This window comes from Bradyrhizobium sp. BR14999 (genome assembly GCF_056106085.1).
On the sequence record NZ_CM148536.1, the window covers coordinates 1,737,186 to 1,751,407 of the forward strand.

Sequence of the window (14,222 nt, forward strand, 5' to 3'; positions counted from 1 at the left end):
GCGTCAGACCTTTTGCGAAATGCGCAGCGCTTGGGCGAGATCGTCGATGATGTCGGAGGCCGTCTCGATGCCGACCGAGAGCCGCACCAGCTCCTCGCCGACTCCGGCGGTCTTGAGCTGTTCGGCGTCCATCTGCTGATGCGTGGTCGAGGCGGGGTGGATCACCAAGGTCTTGGCGTCGCCGACATTGGCGAGATGGCTGATCATGCGCAGCGACTCGATGAACTTGCGCCCGGCGGGCCGCCCGCCCTTGATGCCGAAGGAGACGATGGAGCCGGCGCCGCGCGGCAGCAGCCTCTTTGCAAGCTGATAGTCAGGGTGGTCCTCCAGCGAGGGATGCAGCACCCAGTCGACCGCCTTGTTGACCTTCAGCGCGTCCAGCACGAGGTGCGTGTTCTGCATATGCCGGTCCATGCGCACGCCGAGCGTTTCCACGCCCTGCAATAGCTGGAACGCGTTGGTCGGGGAGAGGCAGGCGCCGAAATCGCGCAGGCCCTCGGTGCGCGCGCGCATGATGAAGGCCGCGGTGCCGAACTGCTCGTCAAACACGATGCCATGATAGCCGCCATAGGGCTCGGTCAGCACGCCGAATTTGCCGGAGCCACGCCAGTCGAAGCGGCCGCCGTCGACGATGGCGCCGCCGATCGCGATACCGTGGCCGCCGATCCACTTGGTCGCCGAATGCATGACGATGTCGGCCCCGAGTTCGACGGGGCGGCTGAGATAGGGCGTGGCGAAGGTGTTGTCGATCAGCAGCGGAATTTTCGCATCATGTGCGATCGCCGCGACCTCAGGGATGTCGAGCACTTCCAGCCCGGGATTGCCGATGGTCTCGCCGATCACCAGCCTCGTGTTCGGCTTGATCGCCGCGCGGAACGCGTCGAGATCGCGCGGCTTGACGAAGGTGGTGGTGATGCCGAAGCGCGGCAGCGTGTGTGCCAAGAGGTTGATGGTGCCGCCATAGAGCGAGCTCGACGCCACGATGTGGTCGCCGGCGTTCAGAAGCGTCGCGATGGCCAGATGCAGCGCGGCCATGCCGCTGGCGGTGCAGATCGCGCCGACGCCGCCTTCGAGCGCCGCCAGCCGTTCCTCCAGCACGCCGGTGGTCGGATTGGAGATGCGGGTGTAGATGTGACCGGCGCGCTCCAGGTTGAACAGCGCGGCAGCGTGGTCGGAATCCTGGAACACATAGGACGTGGTCTGGTAGATCGGCACGGCGCGAGCGCCGGTTACGGGATCCGGATGCTGGCCCGCATGCAGGCTCAGGGTCTCGAAGGCAGGCGGTTTGGGCGCGGGCATGCGTGGCCTCGTTGGTCGGGTCGGCGATGGCGGTCCTTGTGCCACAAAACGAAGCGCGGCGTCAGCCCATTGACAGTGATGGATGCCGGCATGCAGCGACGACGCGTGATGGAGCCGCGGCCGCAACGGCAGTGCGCTCCCTCGCCCCGTTCTTACGGGGAGAGGGTTGGGTGAGGGGCTGCTTCCGCATTCACGGTGGCAGTTGAATTCGCGGAGACTCCCCCTCATCCGCCGCGCTTCGCGCGTCGGCCTCTTCCCGCAGGCGGGGAGAGGCGAAGTCGCGCCGCCGGCGCCTTAGCCGCGAATGACCTGCTCGATGATCCCAGCCTCGCGCAGCAGAATCTCCGCGACCTCCTGCTCGCGGCGGGGGCCGAGCCTCGTCCGCACGGCAGAGACCGTCATCGCAGCAGCCGGCTGTCCGTCCGAGCTCTTGATCCAGGTCGAGATCGATTTCGTGCCCTGCACGAGGCCAATCTCCCGCATGTAGTAGCCGCGCCGCCGCGCCGTGGTGATCTCGCCCATCACGGTCGCGACGTCGGTCTGGTAGGCCTCGAACCTCTTCTCGTTGGCCGCGACGATTTTGCGCGCGTCCTGCGCCGGCATCGCGGCGAGGATGGCGACGCCGGCGCTGGAGACGCCGAGCGGCCGGCGCGCGCCGACCTCGATCGACAGCACCTGAATCGGATAGACGCCGATCCTGCGATCGACGCACAGCGTGTCGTTGCCGGTCCGCACCGTCAGGAACAGCGTGTCGCCGATCTCGGCGGAGGCGCGCCGCAGCGACGGATTGGCGGCGATCAGCAGCCGCGACGGCCGCGGCCGCGCGAGCGCCAGCTCCGGCACCTGGTTGCCGATCGCATAGCGGCCGGTCCGCTCGTGCCGCTCGACGATGCCTTCCTCGATCAGCACGTGGACGATGCGATGCACGGTCGGGCGGGTGAGGCCGGTCGCCCGTACCACCTCGGCCAATGGCACACCGTCTTCGCGGCCTGCGGCCAGAATGCGCAGCACCGCGAGCGCGCGCCGGATTGCCTGGGCGCCCTGCCGCGGTTCCCTAGCGTTGCGGTCGAAGCTCGTCCTGTCCATAATATGGACAAGAACGCCACAATTCACTCGACAGGACAAGCGCGCATCTGGAGATTTCGCTCCGATCGAGATGCCTTTCGAATTGCCTTGCGCAACGTCGCGGCATCCGACGTGGAAATGGACGCGCCGCCGGGAGGTTAACATGAGATTAATCTGGATTGCCATCGCTGCTGCAGTTGCGATGCTGGCAGGGCCCGCATCAAGCCAGGAATGGCCGGCGCGCAACGTCAAGCTGATCGTGCCCTATCCGGCCGGCGGCAATGTCGACAGCGCGGCGCGCATCATCGCCGACAAGCTCCAGGAAAAGCTCGGCCAGCCCTTCATCATCGAGAACAAGGCCGGCGCCGGCGGCATGATCGCGGGCGAAGCCTTCGCGAAATCCGCGCCCGACGGCTACACGCTGTTCGTTGGCGCCAACGGCCCGGTGCTGTTCGCGACCGAGATCAACAAGCGCGAGGCCTATAATTGGAAAAAGGACTTCCTGCCGATCTCGACCATTTCGATGACGCCGCTGGTGCTCGAGGTGCATCCGTCCGTGCAGGCCAATACGTTCAAGGAATTCATCGATCTCGCCAAGCGCGAGCCCGGCAAGCTGACCATGGCCTCGCCGGGGCCTGGCACCACCAACCATCTGCTCAGCGAGCTGATGCAGTCCAACCTCGAGCTGCAATGGGTCACCGCGCACTATCGCGGCAACGCGCCGGCGATCAACGATCTGCTCGGCGGCCAGGTGCAGTTCGCGTTCGACCAGCTCACGGTCAGCCTCCAGCACATCAAGGCCGGCCTGTTCCGCGCGATCGCCGTCACCAGCCCGCACCGCCTGAAGTCGCTGCCTGACGTGCCGACCTTTGCCGAGCTCGGCTACAAGGACTTTGACGGCCAGACCTTCACCGGCCTGTTCGCGCCTGCGGGCACGCCGGCACCGATCGTCGACAAGCTGCACCAGACGCTGGTCGCGATCCTGAAGGACCCGGCCGTGGTCGACAAGTTCGAAAAGCTCGGTGGGGAGGCTACAGTGATGACGCCTGATGAGTTCAAGGCCTATCTCGCGCGCGAGGACGCCAAATGGATTCCGGTGGTGCGCAAGGCCAACATCAGGGCGGATTGATCGATGCGGATCGATCCCAGCGAGCTCGGCGCCGAGCGCATCTACCGCCTGATGACCGGCATCGTGGTGCCGCGTCCCATTGCCTGGGTCACGAGCCTGTCGCGTTCCGGCGTGCTCAACCTCGCGCCCTTCAGCGCCTTCACCTTTGTCTCGCAGAAGCCGCCGATGCTCGCCATCAGCGTCGGCCGCAAGGGTGCCGATTACAAGGACACGGCGCACAACATCCTCGATACCGAGGAATATGTGATCCACATCGCCGCTACCCCGCTGATGTCCGCGGTGCATGACAGCTCGGTCGAGCATCCGCCTGAAATCAGCGAGGTCGACCATCTCGGGCTCGAAACGCTGGCCTGCGAGCTCATCAAGGTGCGTCGGCTCGCCGCCGCGCCGGTTGCAATGGAATGCCGCTTTCGACAGTGCCTGGAATTCGGCGAGGCCCGCAGCCGGCTCATCGTCGGCGAGGTCGTCATGTTCCACATTCGCGACGGCCTCGTGAAGGACGGCAAGATCGAGACAAAGGCGCTCGATCCGATCGCGCGCATCGGCGGGCCGCGCTATGCCCGGCTCGGCGAGATCGTGACGCTGAACACCGTCTTCCAGACTCCCAAATCGACCGACTGAGCGCGCTGGCCCCGGCCGCGCCCGCGACATCATTGGAGAACGACGATGCGAACTCGTAAGCTATCTCGTGGACGGAGAGCCACGCTACGGCGCGGCCGTCGAAGGCGGTGTCGTCGATCTGACCAAGCGGATCGGCCGTGACTTCTCTGATGTAAAAGCGCTGATCGCTGCCAACGCGCTTGCCGATGCGCAGGAGGCGGTCGCCGGGCAAAAGCCAGACTACGCGCTGGAAAAACTCGTCCTGCTGCCGCCGGTGCTGGCGCCGGAAAAGCTCTGGTGCATCGGCGTCAACTACGCCGAGCGCAACGCCGAGTACAAGGACAATTCGGACCTGCCCAAATATCCGAGCCTGTTCGTGCGCAGCATGTCGTCGATGACTGGCTCCGGCCAGCCGATCGAGAAGCCTGAGGTCTCCGACCAGCTCGACTATGAAGGCGAGCTCGTCATCGTGATCGGGCAGGGCGGCCGTCACATCCCGCGGGAAAAAGCGTGGTCGCACATCTTCGGCATGACGCTGTGCAACGAGGGCACGATCCGCGACTGGCTGCGCCACGGCAAGTTCAACGTCACGCAGGGCAAGAATTTCGACCGCTCCGGCAGCATCGGCCCGTGGATCGTCACCGCCGACCAGCTCGACCCGCGCGGGCCGCACGACATCATCACGCGCGTCAACGGCGAGGTGCGGCAGCAGGACACCACCGAGCGGCTGATGTTCCCGTTCGACTTCCTGATCTCCTATCTCTCCACCTTTGCCACATTGAAGCCCGGCGACATGATCGTGACCGGCACGCCGACCGGGGCGGGCGCGCGCTTCGATCCGCCGCGCTGGCTCAAGGTGGGCGACGTCGTCGAAGTCGAATCGAGCCGCATCGGCGTGCTGCGCAACACCGTGGCCGCGGAGCAATAGATCATGCTGGATGCTGCGACGATCGAGCGCCTCGCCGCGCGCCTCGATGAAGCCGAGCGCACCAAGGCGCTGATCCCGATGTTCACGAAAGAATATCCGGACTTCAGCATCGAGGATGCCTACGCGGTCCAGCGCGCCTGGACGAAACTTCAGCTCGGCCGCGGCCGCGTCATCAAGGGCCACAAGATCGGCCTGACCTCGAAGGCGATGCAGAACGCGGTCGGCATCAATGAGCCCGATTACGGCGTGCTGTTCGCCGATATGTTCTATGCCGACGCCACGCAGATTCCGTTCGACCGCTTCCACGCACCGCGCATCGAGGTCGAGCTCGCCTTCGTGCTGAAGGCCCCGCTGCGCGGGCCCGATTGCACCATCTTCGACGTGCTCAACGCCACCGACTATGTCACGCCGGCGCTCGAGATCCTGGAGACGCGCATGCACCGCGTCGATCCCGAGACCGGCAAGACCCGCAAGGTGATGGACACGATCTCCGACAATGCGGCCAACGCGGCGCTGGTGCTCGGCGGCCGGCCGTTCCGCCCTCTCGATGCGGACCTGCGCTGGATCGGCGCGCTCCTGTTCCGCAACGGCGAGGTCGAGGAGACCGGGCTTGCCGCCGGCGTGCTCAATCATCCCGCCAACGGCATCGCCTGGCTCGCCAACCGCCTCGCGCCGCATGACGAATATCTCGCGGTCGGCGAGGTGGTGCTGGCGGGATCGTTCACGCGGCCGGTCGACATCCGGCGCGGCGACACCTTTCATGCCGATTACGGCGCGTTCGGCTCGGTGTCGTGCCAGTTCGTCTGAACCAACAACAAGAAGGGAGCGCACCATGAGTGGTCAATCGCGGCGCAAGAGCATCCATATCGGCGGCTTCAAGCATGCCAATCCGATCCCGAACGCCTGCCGCATCGGCAATCTCGTGATGTCGGGCGTCATCCTCGGCCGCGATGCGGCTGGCGTCATGCCCGAGAGCCTGGACGCGCAATGCGCCAACATGTTCGCGCATATGAAGGCGACGGTGGAGGCCGCCGGCGGCACCACGGATGACATCATCAAGATGACGGTGTGGCTGAAGGACCGTTCGCAACGCGGTCCCGTCAATGTCGAGTGGCTCAAGATGTTTCCGGACGAGCATTCGCGACCGGCGCGCCACGCGCTGCCGATGGACAACATGGACGGCGGCGCGCTGGTGCAGTGCGACTTCACCGCCGTGATCGACTGAGGGAGTTTTGCGCATGCCGACCTATCTGCCGTTCGATCCCAATCCGCGCCGCCCGGTCAAGGCGCCGCCGCCGAGGACCGTGGACAGCCAGTTTCACGTGCTCGGGCCGATCGACAAATATCCGGAGCGCCCCGGTGCGGCCTATCGGATGCCGACCGCGACCTGGGAAGCGGCGCTGCGCATGCACAAGGCGCTCGGCATCGAGCGCGGCATCATCGTGCAGACCACCACTTACGGCGCTGACCATGCCGTCGTGCTCGACGGCCTCGCTGCGATGGGCCCGAACTATCGCGGCTGCGCCAACGCCTTGGTGTTCGCGGAGGCGAGCGACTTCTATCTGGCCAAGCTGCACGACGCCGGAGTGCGCGGCGCGCGCTTCAGCTTCCGCCAGGAGCTCGGCGCCGTGCTGTCGGACGCCGATTTCGCCCGCGCCATCGCCCGCATCCGCGAGCTCGGCTGGTACGTCAAGATCCAGCCCGAGAAGGACGGCATCATGTCCAGCGTCGCCAAGTACGAGAATCTCGACGTGCCCGTGCTGATCGACCACATGGCGCGCCCCGATCCCGCAGCCGGCAAGGACGATCCGAATTTGCGCAAGATGCTGGAGCTGCTCGGCAAGGGCAATTTCTGGGTGATGCTGTCGCTCGGCGAGAAGACCTCGAAGACTGGGGCCCCCTACGACGACGTGATCCCGATCGCGCGCGCCTATATCGAGGCAGCGGTCGACCGCTGCGTCTGGGCCAGCGACTGGCCGCACCCGGTCTCGGTCAAGCAGCCGCCGAATGATGCCGATCTGCTCGAGCTGCTGTACCGCTACGCGCCCGACCAGGCGGAGCTGGAAAAGATCCTGGTGCACAATCCGGCGAAGCTGTTCGGCTTTCCGGATTAACCGGGGCGTTCACGATCGGGGGGCCGCATGTTGATTATCTCGGCACTGCGAAGGCTGCATCACCGTTCCTGGCTGAGTGCGGCGCTTGCTTTCGTGGGGTGCGCCGTCTCTATCGCAACCGCGGCAGCGGGCAGCGACACCGGCTCGCCCGTAACCACATGCGATCGGCTCCAATCGGAGTCCGGTCCGGCGATGCGCGTCAGCGAGGCCCAGCTGCGTCCGGCGGCCGATGGACTGGCCGCCCATTGTGAAGTGATCGCTTATCTGGACGAGCGAACCGGCGCCGAGGGTCAGAAGTTCGCCATTGGTCTGCATCTCAGATTGCCGGAAGCATGGAACGGTCGCTTCGTGTTCCAGGGGCAGGGAGGCACTGACGGTGTTCTCGGCAGCGGAGATGCGCAGCCCGGCGGCGGACAGCCGAGCGCGCTCAATCAGGGATACGCGACGGTCACGACGGATGCTGGACACAGCAATGCGCCGGGTCCCCTTGGTGGCGCCAAATTCGGCCTCGACCCGCAGGCGCGCATCGATTTCGGCTATCGCGCCGACGATGTCGTGACGCGGCAGGCCAGGCAATTCATCCGGGCCTATTACGGCCGCCTGCCAAGCTACTCCTATTTCCTGGGTTGCTCCAACGGCGGGCGGCACGGAATGGCGATCACGCAGCGCTTCCCGGATCACTTCGATGGCGTTGCCGCCGGCGCACCGGCCTTTCGAATGCCGGAGAAGGGTCTTGCGGGGGCCGCTTCGACGCAAGGCTTTGCGGCGATCTCGCCGAAAGCTTCGGACGGCCGCCCCATTCTGGCGCAGGCTCTGTCCCAGGCGGACATGGAATTGCTCTCCAGGGCGATCGTTCAGTCCTGTGATGAAGGCGATGGTCTCGCCGACGGCATCATCGACAATGTGCCTGCCTGTCGTTTTTCGCCGCGTACGCTGCAGTGTACCGCCGAGAAGACGGCAAGCTGTCTCTCCGCCGCGCAGGTGGCAGCTCTCGAAAACCATTTCCAGGGGCCAACTACGGCGCAGGGACGTCGGATCTATGCGCCATATCCCTATGACTCGGGAATCGCCACGGCTGGATGGCGGCGCTGGATTCTCGGCACGGCACCCGACAGCCGCGTCAACGCCTTCAACGTGTCCTTTGGCGCGACCCTGGCCTATCTCTACATGACCCCGCCTCAATCGCCCCTGGCTAATGAAGCGGAGGCCGTCTACGACTTTTACCGCACCGTGGATGTCACAGCCGCCCATGCGAGAATTTTCGGCACGAGCGCGGCGATGCCTGAGACCTCCGTGCAGGCGATCTCCGCAAATTCAGTCGATCTCTCCGGTTTCCGTCAAAGGCGCGGCAAGCTGCTGCTCTATCACGGCGTCAGCGATCCGACGTTCTCTGCGCTGGATACTCTGGACTGGTACAAGCGGCTCACGAATGCTGCGGGCGGGGAGAAGGAGACGGCCGAATTCGCCCGCCTCTTCCTCGTGCCCGGCATGAACCATTGTTCGGGAGGCCCTGCCACCGACAGCTTTGACGTTCTGACCCCACTGGTGACCTGGGTCGAGCAGGGCCGCGCGCCTGACAGCATCGAGGCTCGCGCGGGCGCGACGACGCCCTGGCCGGAACGCAGTCGGCCCTTGTGCCCCTATCCTCGCCAGGCCCGCTATCTCGGCAGTGGCAGCATCGAGAAGGCTGAGAACTTCACCTGCGCCGCCCCCTAAAGCGAGATGGCTTTCGACTGCATCGATTACTGCGGCGGCTCGTTCACCTCTCCCGCTTGCGGGAGAGGTCGGCGCGAAGCGCCGGGTGAGGGCTTTCTCCTCTTGGGGATCGTCCCATTGCGGAAACACCCTCTCCCCGACCCTCTCCCGCAAGCGGGAGAGGGAGTGCACCTTCGTCGTTGCAGCAGCCAGGCCTGATCTGACAGCCTCCAGCGCTCACGCCTCCTGCCGCCTCGCCAGCCGATCCCGCACCTCCGCCGCGATCTCGAACGAGCGCAGCCGGGCTGCGTGGTCGTAGATCTGCCCGGTGGTCATCAGCTCGTCCGCGCCGGTCTCGGCGATCAGCGCCTTCAGCTTCTCCTCGACCATCGCGGGCGAGCCGACCGCGGAGCAGGACAGCGCTTGCGCAACGCCGGCCTTCTCCGCCGGCGACCACAGCGCGTCCATGTCGCCAGTCGGCGGCGGGAGCGGCCCCGGCGTACCGCGGCGCAGATTGATGAACTGCTGCTGCAGCGATGAGAACATGCGCTGCGCCTCCTTATCGCTGTCGGCCGCGAAGACATTGACGCCGATCATCGCATAGGGCTTGTCGAGCTGCGCCGATGGCTCGAAGCGAGCGCGATATTCGCGCAGCGCCGGCATCATCATCTGCGGCGCGAAATGCGAGGCGAACGCGAACGGTAGCCCGAGCATCGCGGCAAGCTGCGCGCCAAAGGTGCTCGATCCCAGAATCCATAGCGGCACCCTGGTCCCCATGCCGGGCACGGCGCGGATCGCCTGGTTCGGCTGCACATCGCCGAGCAGCGCCTGCAATTCCAGCACGTCATGCGGAAAGTTCTCGGCAGCCGTGGCGAGATCGCGCCGCAACGCCTTTGCTGTGAACTGGTCGGTGCCCGGCGCGCGCCCGAGCCCGAGATCGATCCGCCCGGGATAAAGCGACTCCAGCGTGCCGAACTGCTCGGCGATCACCAGCGGCGAATGGTTCGGCAGCATGATCCCGCCGGAGCCGACCCGGATCGTCTTGGTCCCGCCCGCGACATGGGCGATCACCACCGACGTCGCCGCGCTGGCGATCCCCGTCATGTTGTGATGCTCGGCCAGCCAGAACCGCTTGTAGCCCCAGGCCTCCGCATGCTGCGCGAGATCGAGCGAATTGCGAAACGCCTGCGCGGCGTCGCCACCTTGGCGGATGGGCGCGAGGTCGAGGATGGAGAAGGGGATCATGTGCGGGGGTACCGGTGTGGAGGGGCTGGGCAATCATGCGCATCTTGCAAGAAACACATGTAGTGGCCGCGCGCAGGATGGGTAGGGCACTTGCGAATCCACCCATCATGTTTCGCCTTCGAACTGTTGATGGTTTTCGCGTCCGCTCATCCTACGAGCTCTGCTTGCCGCTGATGGCGATGGAGCGTATCCTTGCGCGATGGCTGTCAGCGCTCCCGATCTGAAAGCGTTCCTGCTCGCGACGCCGTTCTTCGGCGGTCTTCCGGACCCAAGCCTCGATCTCCTGATTTCGATGCTGGTCGAGCGCCGCTTCGATGCCGGAGCAACCGTCGTGGCGGAGGGTGAGCCGGGACGCTCGATGTTCATCGTCGAATCCGGTCGGCTCTCGGTGAGCAAACGGACCAATAAGGGGAGCGTCATCCCGATTTCCGGTCTGGAGCGAGGCGATTTCTTCGGCGAGATGACGCTGATTGAAATGCAAAATCGCTCCGCCACCGTGGTCGCGGAGAGTCCGACCGTGCTGTACGAGCTGACCGCCCAAAAGCTCTACGCTTGCTACAAGGCCGACATCCACGCCTATGTGATCGTCCTGCAGAACATCAATCGCGAGCTTTGCCGAAGGCTACGCCGTGCTGACGATCGCTTCGCCGCACAGCAGGTAAGCGAAGAGCAAACCCCTGCGAGATGAAACTCTATCTGCGATGCAGTTCGTAGCCCGGATGGAGCGAAGCGCAATCCGGGGTCCGTCCCGCAGTGCAGGTGTCTCGGATTACGCTTCGCTCCATCCGGGCTACGCCACTCATCTCATCGCGCTTTAGACGTCACGACTTATCGTGCGCGTACTTCTCCAGAAGCAGCCGATTATATTCATCTCTCACGGCTCTCCGCGAGACATGCCCTTTTCGGTCTTTGGCAATCTTCAGAAGATCAGGATCAGTCGCTACCCGTGATTTCCGCCTAAATCTCGCAAGGAGTGGGGTCGCAGGCGCCAACGTCCTTCCCAAACAGCCGGTCAAACCATCCCATTGTGTCCTCCCGGACAGACCGCGGATTGTGACACTATCACCACGAATTTGGGAGGCAAACGGACAGTGCGACTGCATCTTTTCGAAAAGCTCGCGCCACATCGTCCGTAGCCCATTCGAAAAAATTTGGTTTATGGCTGAGGCGCAGGAATTGGAAGAATGCTCGTTATCTTCCAACCGTCACCCGTCTTCACCAGCACTTGATTCATCAGAAACCGTGTAGGCTGCGCAGTCTGCCCAGACGGTGAAATCATGAAGGTCACCGGCACGTAGAGTTGCGCGACTCCCGTCTGCAATTCGATCACCTTCAGTTCGTCCATCTTCGGGTCGAGGGACCAAGTGCCTTGATACAAGGCCTCGAAACGCTTGAGTGCTGCGTCGTGGCCCCAGATAGCCGCGCCACGCGTGATCCACAAAAACTGAGCCGAATCGTGCAAAAGCTCGCCAACCTCCTTGAGGTCGTGAGCGTTTTGTGCGGCGACAAATCTTGCAAAAAGAGCCTTCACTTCGTCCTCGCTGCCCGCGCGAACTACGTCAGCCGTAGTCAGTAGCGAGAATAAAACGAAGAAAGCAAAACGGCTTCGTGCGCGGAAGGTCATGATCGTCCTCCCTTGATGTCGCGGTGGAAATGATGCGCTCGCGGTTATCAGTTGCAACAAGAAATTACCCCAGCGAGGGTCCAAACACCACGTGATTTCAGGCGACATGGCCGTTCAGTAGAACTCCCGCTTCGAGTCAATAGCTGATGTCGGTCGCGACGATTTTGTCCCGTCGGGCAACACACTCGCCTCCCGCAAAATCCCGTCAATCCCCCGCCACAAAAATATTCCACTTTACCGAAATTCGGAATTTCGGCATTCTCCCTGTCATCCCGGTCCGGGGAGAGGGACGATCGTACGTCGTAACGAAACGTGGACCGGGGTGCGGTGGACGCGGCAGCGTCGGGCACGCGAAGGTGGGGCCAGGGCGAGATGAACCTCGTGAGGTCCTTTCTGCGTGCGGACGGACGGCGCCTCTGGTCCGGCGGAGCCTTATGGGCGAAGCCGGATCGCTGCGTACGGCAAAACCATGTGGTCCTGACCGTCGTTGCTACGGTCAAGCCTTGCGGAGATGCTTCTGGGCTCAACCGGGTCGCGACGCATCGTCAATTCGCAAGGTGACGGAGGCCAGAAGGAACTCGGCTCCGGGGAGAGCAGGCATAAGCCGTCAAACCATCGCGCAGGGAAGGCCGGGTGTTTTCCGGCCCACCTGTTCTCCGCCTGCGCATTTGCGTGTGCAAATTCTTCGCGCAGCGGACCATGGGTGCCAGCCGGCACCCGGCCTTCCCTGGTGTGCCCGGCATGGGCTTCGACTTGGAGGTGAAAGTCCTTCCGTGAGCTGATCACAGCGAGCGAAGTGAACCGCAGAGTGTCGGACCGCGAGGCCGGCGTGAAGGAAGCGGGGAGCGAAGCTGCGGGCCGACGAACAGAAATCGGATATGAGGCGGAGCCGAGCAGGGCGAGCGGGCCAGGAGCCGCAAAGCCGTTGTGATCAAGGCAGGCGACGTAGATCCGGCGGTCGTGCAGCGAAGGTCGAAGGTCTTACCCGGGGAGATCTCGCTTGCACCTGAAAGGGTGACGAGGGTTGCAAGGCCTTCGGAGCGAGAAGTCAGCAGAGGCCGTAGTAGCGGCTTAAAGCCGTGAAGGGCCGAACGATGGGAAGGGCGAAACGCCCACAAACCTCGGGGGAATTATGCCACAGAAGCCGGAAGCCCCGGACGCACGATCGACCGCTGCGGTGAAGCCGCAGCGGCCGGCCGGGCGCGTGGAAGCGCCCCTGACTGGAAGTGGAGACGAGCGCCCAGGAAGCAGCGATCTGATGGAGAAGGTGTGTGAACGCCAGAACCTTCAGGCCGCACTGAAGCGTGTTCGGCAGAATGCGGGCAGTCCCGGCATCGACGGGATGACGGTGGAGGAGCTACCTAACCATCTGCGCGTGCACTGGCCGCTCCTGCGCGAGAAATTGCTCGCGGGGCAGTACCAGCCGCAGCCAGTGAAGCGGGTGGCGATCCCGAAGCCCGGCGGGGGCGAGCGCGAGCTCGGCATCCCCACCGTGCTCGACCGGTTCATCCAGCAGGCCCTGCTGCAGGTTCTGCAACCGCAGTTCGACCCAACCTTCTCGGATGCAAGCTATGGCTTCCGGCCCGGACGGAGTGCGCACGACGCGGTGCGTCGCGCGCAAGCCTATGTGCAGGAAGGCCGCAGCTTCGTGGTGGATATCGACCTGGAGAAGTTCTTCGACCGGGTCAACCACGACATCCTGATGGGAAGGCTGGCCAAACGGATCGCGGACCGTCGGGTGCTGCGGCTGATCCGCCGCTACCTCAATGCGGGCGTGCTCGCAGACGGGGTGGTGATCGAGCGGGGTGAGGGGACGCCGCAAGGCGGTCCGCTGTCTCCGCTATTGGCCAACGTGCTGTTGGACGAAATCGACAAGGAGCTGGAGCGGCGCGGGCATGCCTTCGTCCGCTACGCCGACGATCTGAACGTCTACGTTCGGACGCAGCGTTCGGGCGAGCGGGTGATGACCTCACTGCGCAAGCTGTTCGGGAAGCTGAAGCTCCGCGTCAACGAAACCAAGAGCAAGGTACGACGCGCCACGGCATCGAAGTTCCTCGGCTTCTCCTTTTGGGTGGCTGCGGGACGGACGATCAGGCGGCGCGTCGCACCACAGGCCATCGAACGCATGAAAGAGCGCGTGCGCGACATGACCCGGCGCAGTGCCGGACGCAGTCTCGCACAAATGTGCAAGCCGCTCGGCAAGTATCTGACAGGGTGGAAGGGGTACTTCCGCCTTGCAGAGACGCCCGGCGTCTTTGCCGACATCGACGGGTGGATCCGGCATCGTCTGCGGGCGGTTCAGCTCAAGCACTGGAAGAACGGGCATGTCGTCTACCGCGAATTGATCGCGCGCGGCGTACATCCCGACGAAGCCAGGCGAGTGGCCATCAACAGACGGCGCTGGTGGCGCACCTCGAAGGTGGCGCTCAACAAAGCGTTGCCAAATGAACGCTTCAGACGGCTGGGAGTCCCCTCCCTCGCAAGCTAACCTCAACCCATCGAACCGCCCGGTGCGGACCCGCA

The 14,222-nt window shown here is 64.3% G+C and carries 13 protein-coding genes; 9 read left to right on the forward strand and 4 right to left on the reverse strand.

What is annotated here, in order from left to right; translation table 11 throughout:
• Positions 1 to 3 precede the first annotated feature (3 nt).
• Positions 4 to 1,299 (reverse strand): O-acetylhomoserine aminocarboxypropyltransferase, encoded by a 1,296-nt coding sequence (locus ACR9YP_RS08035; RefSeq protein ID WP_474219335.1) that lies wholly within the window; start codon positions 1,297 to 1,299, stop codon positions 4 to 6.
• A 294-nt stretch (positions 1,300 to 1,593) separates the two neighbouring features.
• Positions 1,594 to 2,385, reverse strand: a complete 792-nt coding sequence (locus tag ACR9YP_RS08040; RefSeq protein WP_438103317.1) for an IclR family transcriptional regulator — start codon at positions 2,383 to 2,385, stop codon at positions 1,594 to 1,596.
• 142 nt (positions 2,386 to 2,527) lie between these two features.
• On the opposite strand from ACR9YP_RS08040, the gene ACR9YP_RS08045 reads away from it, so the two are divergent.
• The 7 genes from ACR9YP_RS08045 (at position 2,528) to ACR9YP_RS08075 (ending at position 8,851) form a co-directional block, all read left to right on the forward strand.
• A complete protein-coding gene (locus ACR9YP_RS08045; RefSeq protein WP_438103315.1) occupies positions 2,528 to 3,493 on the forward strand; it encodes a Bug family tripartite tricarboxylate transporter substrate binding protein in 966 nt (321 codons plus the stop codon).
• 3 nt (positions 3,494 to 3,496) lie between these two features.
• A complete protein-coding gene (locus ACR9YP_RS08050) occupies positions 3,497 to 4,114 on the forward strand; it encodes a flavin reductase family protein (RefSeq protein ID WP_474219337.1) in 618 nt (205 codons plus the stop codon).
• Positions 4,115 to 4,145: 31 nt separating this feature from the next.
• On the forward strand, positions 4,146 to 5,021 hold the full coding sequence (locus tag ACR9YP_RS08055; RefSeq protein ID WP_474221007.1) for a fumarylacetoacetate hydrolase family protein: 876 nt from the start codon (positions 4,146 to 4,148) through the stop codon (positions 5,019 to 5,021).
• A 3-nt stretch (positions 5,022 to 5,024) separates the two neighbouring features.
• A complete protein-coding gene (hpaH, locus tag ACR9YP_RS08060) occupies positions 5,025 to 5,828 on the forward strand; it encodes a 2-oxo-hept-4-ene-1,7-dioate hydratase (RefSeq protein WP_438103313.1) in 804 nt (267 codons plus the stop codon).
• Between the two features lie 25 nt (positions 5,829 to 5,853).
• The gene (locus tag ACR9YP_RS08065; RefSeq protein ID WP_128931108.1) at positions 5,854 to 6,246 is read left to right on the forward strand and encodes a RidA family protein; all 393 of its coding nucleotides are present in this window, start codon (positions 5,854 to 5,856) and stop codon (positions 6,244 to 6,246) included.
• Positions 6,247 to 6,259: 13 nt separating this feature from the next.
• Complete coding sequence (locus ACR9YP_RS08070; RefSeq protein ID WP_474219339.1) at positions 6,260 to 7,135, forward strand: amidohydrolase family protein; 876 nt, start codon at positions 6,260 to 6,262, stop codon at positions 7,133 to 7,135.
• A gap of 192 nt (positions 7,136 to 7,327) precedes the next feature.
• The gene (locus tag ACR9YP_RS08075) at positions 7,328 to 8,851 is read left to right on the forward strand and encodes a tannase/feruloyl esterase family alpha/beta hydrolase (protein ID WP_474219340.1); all 1,524 of its coding nucleotides are present in this window, start codon (positions 7,328 to 7,330) and stop codon (positions 8,849 to 8,851) included.
• A 216-nt stretch (positions 8,852 to 9,067) separates the two neighbouring features.
• Here ACR9YP_RS08075 and ACR9YP_RS08080 read toward each other — a convergent pair whose 3' ends face one another.
• On the reverse strand, positions 9,068 to 10,075 hold the full coding sequence (locus tag ACR9YP_RS08080; protein WP_474219342.1) for an LLM class flavin-dependent oxidoreductase: 1,008 nt from the start codon (positions 10,073 to 10,075) through the stop codon (positions 9,068 to 9,070).
• A gap of 199 nt (positions 10,076 to 10,274) precedes the next feature.
• Between ACR9YP_RS08080 and ACR9YP_RS08085 the strand changes: the two genes are divergently transcribed.
• On the forward strand, positions 10,275 to 10,763 hold the full coding sequence (locus ACR9YP_RS08085; protein WP_438103305.1) for a Crp/Fnr family transcriptional regulator: 489 nt from the start codon (positions 10,275 to 10,277) through the stop codon (positions 10,761 to 10,763).
• A gap of 468 nt (positions 10,764 to 11,231) precedes the next feature.
• On the opposite strand, the gene ACR9YP_RS08090 is transcribed toward ACR9YP_RS08085, so the two are convergent.
• Positions 11,232 to 11,699, reverse strand: a complete 468-nt coding sequence (locus tag ACR9YP_RS08090) for a nuclear transport factor 2 family protein (protein ID WP_438103304.1) — start codon at positions 11,697 to 11,699, stop codon at positions 11,232 to 11,234.
• 1,132 nt (positions 11,700 to 12,831) lie between these two features.
• Here ACR9YP_RS08090 and ltrA point away from each other — a divergent pair.
• Complete coding sequence (ltrA, locus tag ACR9YP_RS08095) at positions 12,832 to 14,187, forward strand: group II intron reverse transcriptase/maturase (protein WP_474217016.1); 1,356 nt, start codon at positions 12,832 to 12,834, stop codon at positions 14,185 to 14,187.
• Positions 14,188 to 14,222: the final 35 nt, after the last annotated feature.

What these genes read in the sequence shown, in the direction of transcription:
- ACR9YP_RS08090 (WP_438103304.1), bottom strand. Translation starts at nt 11,699, where the DNA reads ATGACCTTCCGCGCACGAAGCCGTTTTGCTTTCTTCGTTTTATTCTCG.
- ACR9YP_RS08050 (WP_474219337.1), top strand. Translation starts at nt 3,497, where the DNA reads ATGCGGATCGATCCCAGCGAGCTCGGCGCCGAGCGCATCTACCGCCTG.
- ACR9YP_RS08070 (WP_474219339.1), top strand. Translation starts at nt 6,260, where the DNA reads ATGCCGACCTATCTGCCGTTCGATCCCAATCCGCGCCGCCCGGTCAAG.
- ACR9YP_RS08065 (WP_128931108.1), top strand. Translation starts at nt 5,854, where the DNA reads ATGAGTGGTCAATCGCGGCGCAAGAGCATCCATATCGGCGGCTTCAAG.
- ACR9YP_RS08040 (WP_438103317.1), bottom strand. Translation starts at nt 2,385, where the DNA reads ATGGACAGGACGAGCTTCGACCGCAACGCTAGGGAACCGCGGCAGGGC.
- ACR9YP_RS08075 (WP_474219340.1), top strand. Translation starts at nt 7,328, where the DNA reads ATGCGCGTCAGCGAGGCCCAGCTGCGTCCGGCGGCCGATGGACTGGCC.
- ACR9YP_RS08085 (WP_438103305.1), top strand. Translation starts at nt 10,275, where the DNA reads ATGGCTGTCAGCGCTCCCGATCTGAAAGCGTTCCTGCTCGCGACGCCG.
- ACR9YP_RS08080 (WP_474219342.1), bottom strand. Translation starts at nt 10,075, where the DNA reads ATGATCCCCTTCTCCATCCTCGACCTCGCGCCCATCCGCCAAGGTGGC.
- hpaH (WP_438103313.1), top strand. Translation starts at nt 5,025, where the DNA reads ATGCTGGATGCTGCGACGATCGAGCGCCTCGCCGCGCGCCTCGATGAA.
- ACR9YP_RS08035 (WP_474219335.1), bottom strand. Translation starts at nt 1,299, where the DNA reads ATGCCCGCGCCCAAACCGCCTGCCTTCGAGACCCTGAGCCTGCATGCG.
- ltrA (WP_474217016.1), top strand. Translation starts at nt 12,832, where the DNA reads ATGCCACAGAAGCCGGAAGCCCCGGACGCACGATCGACCGCTGCGGTG.
- ACR9YP_RS08045 (WP_438103315.1), top strand. Translation starts at nt 2,528, where the DNA reads ATGAGATTAATCTGGATTGCCATCGCTGCTGCAGTTGCGATGCTGGCA.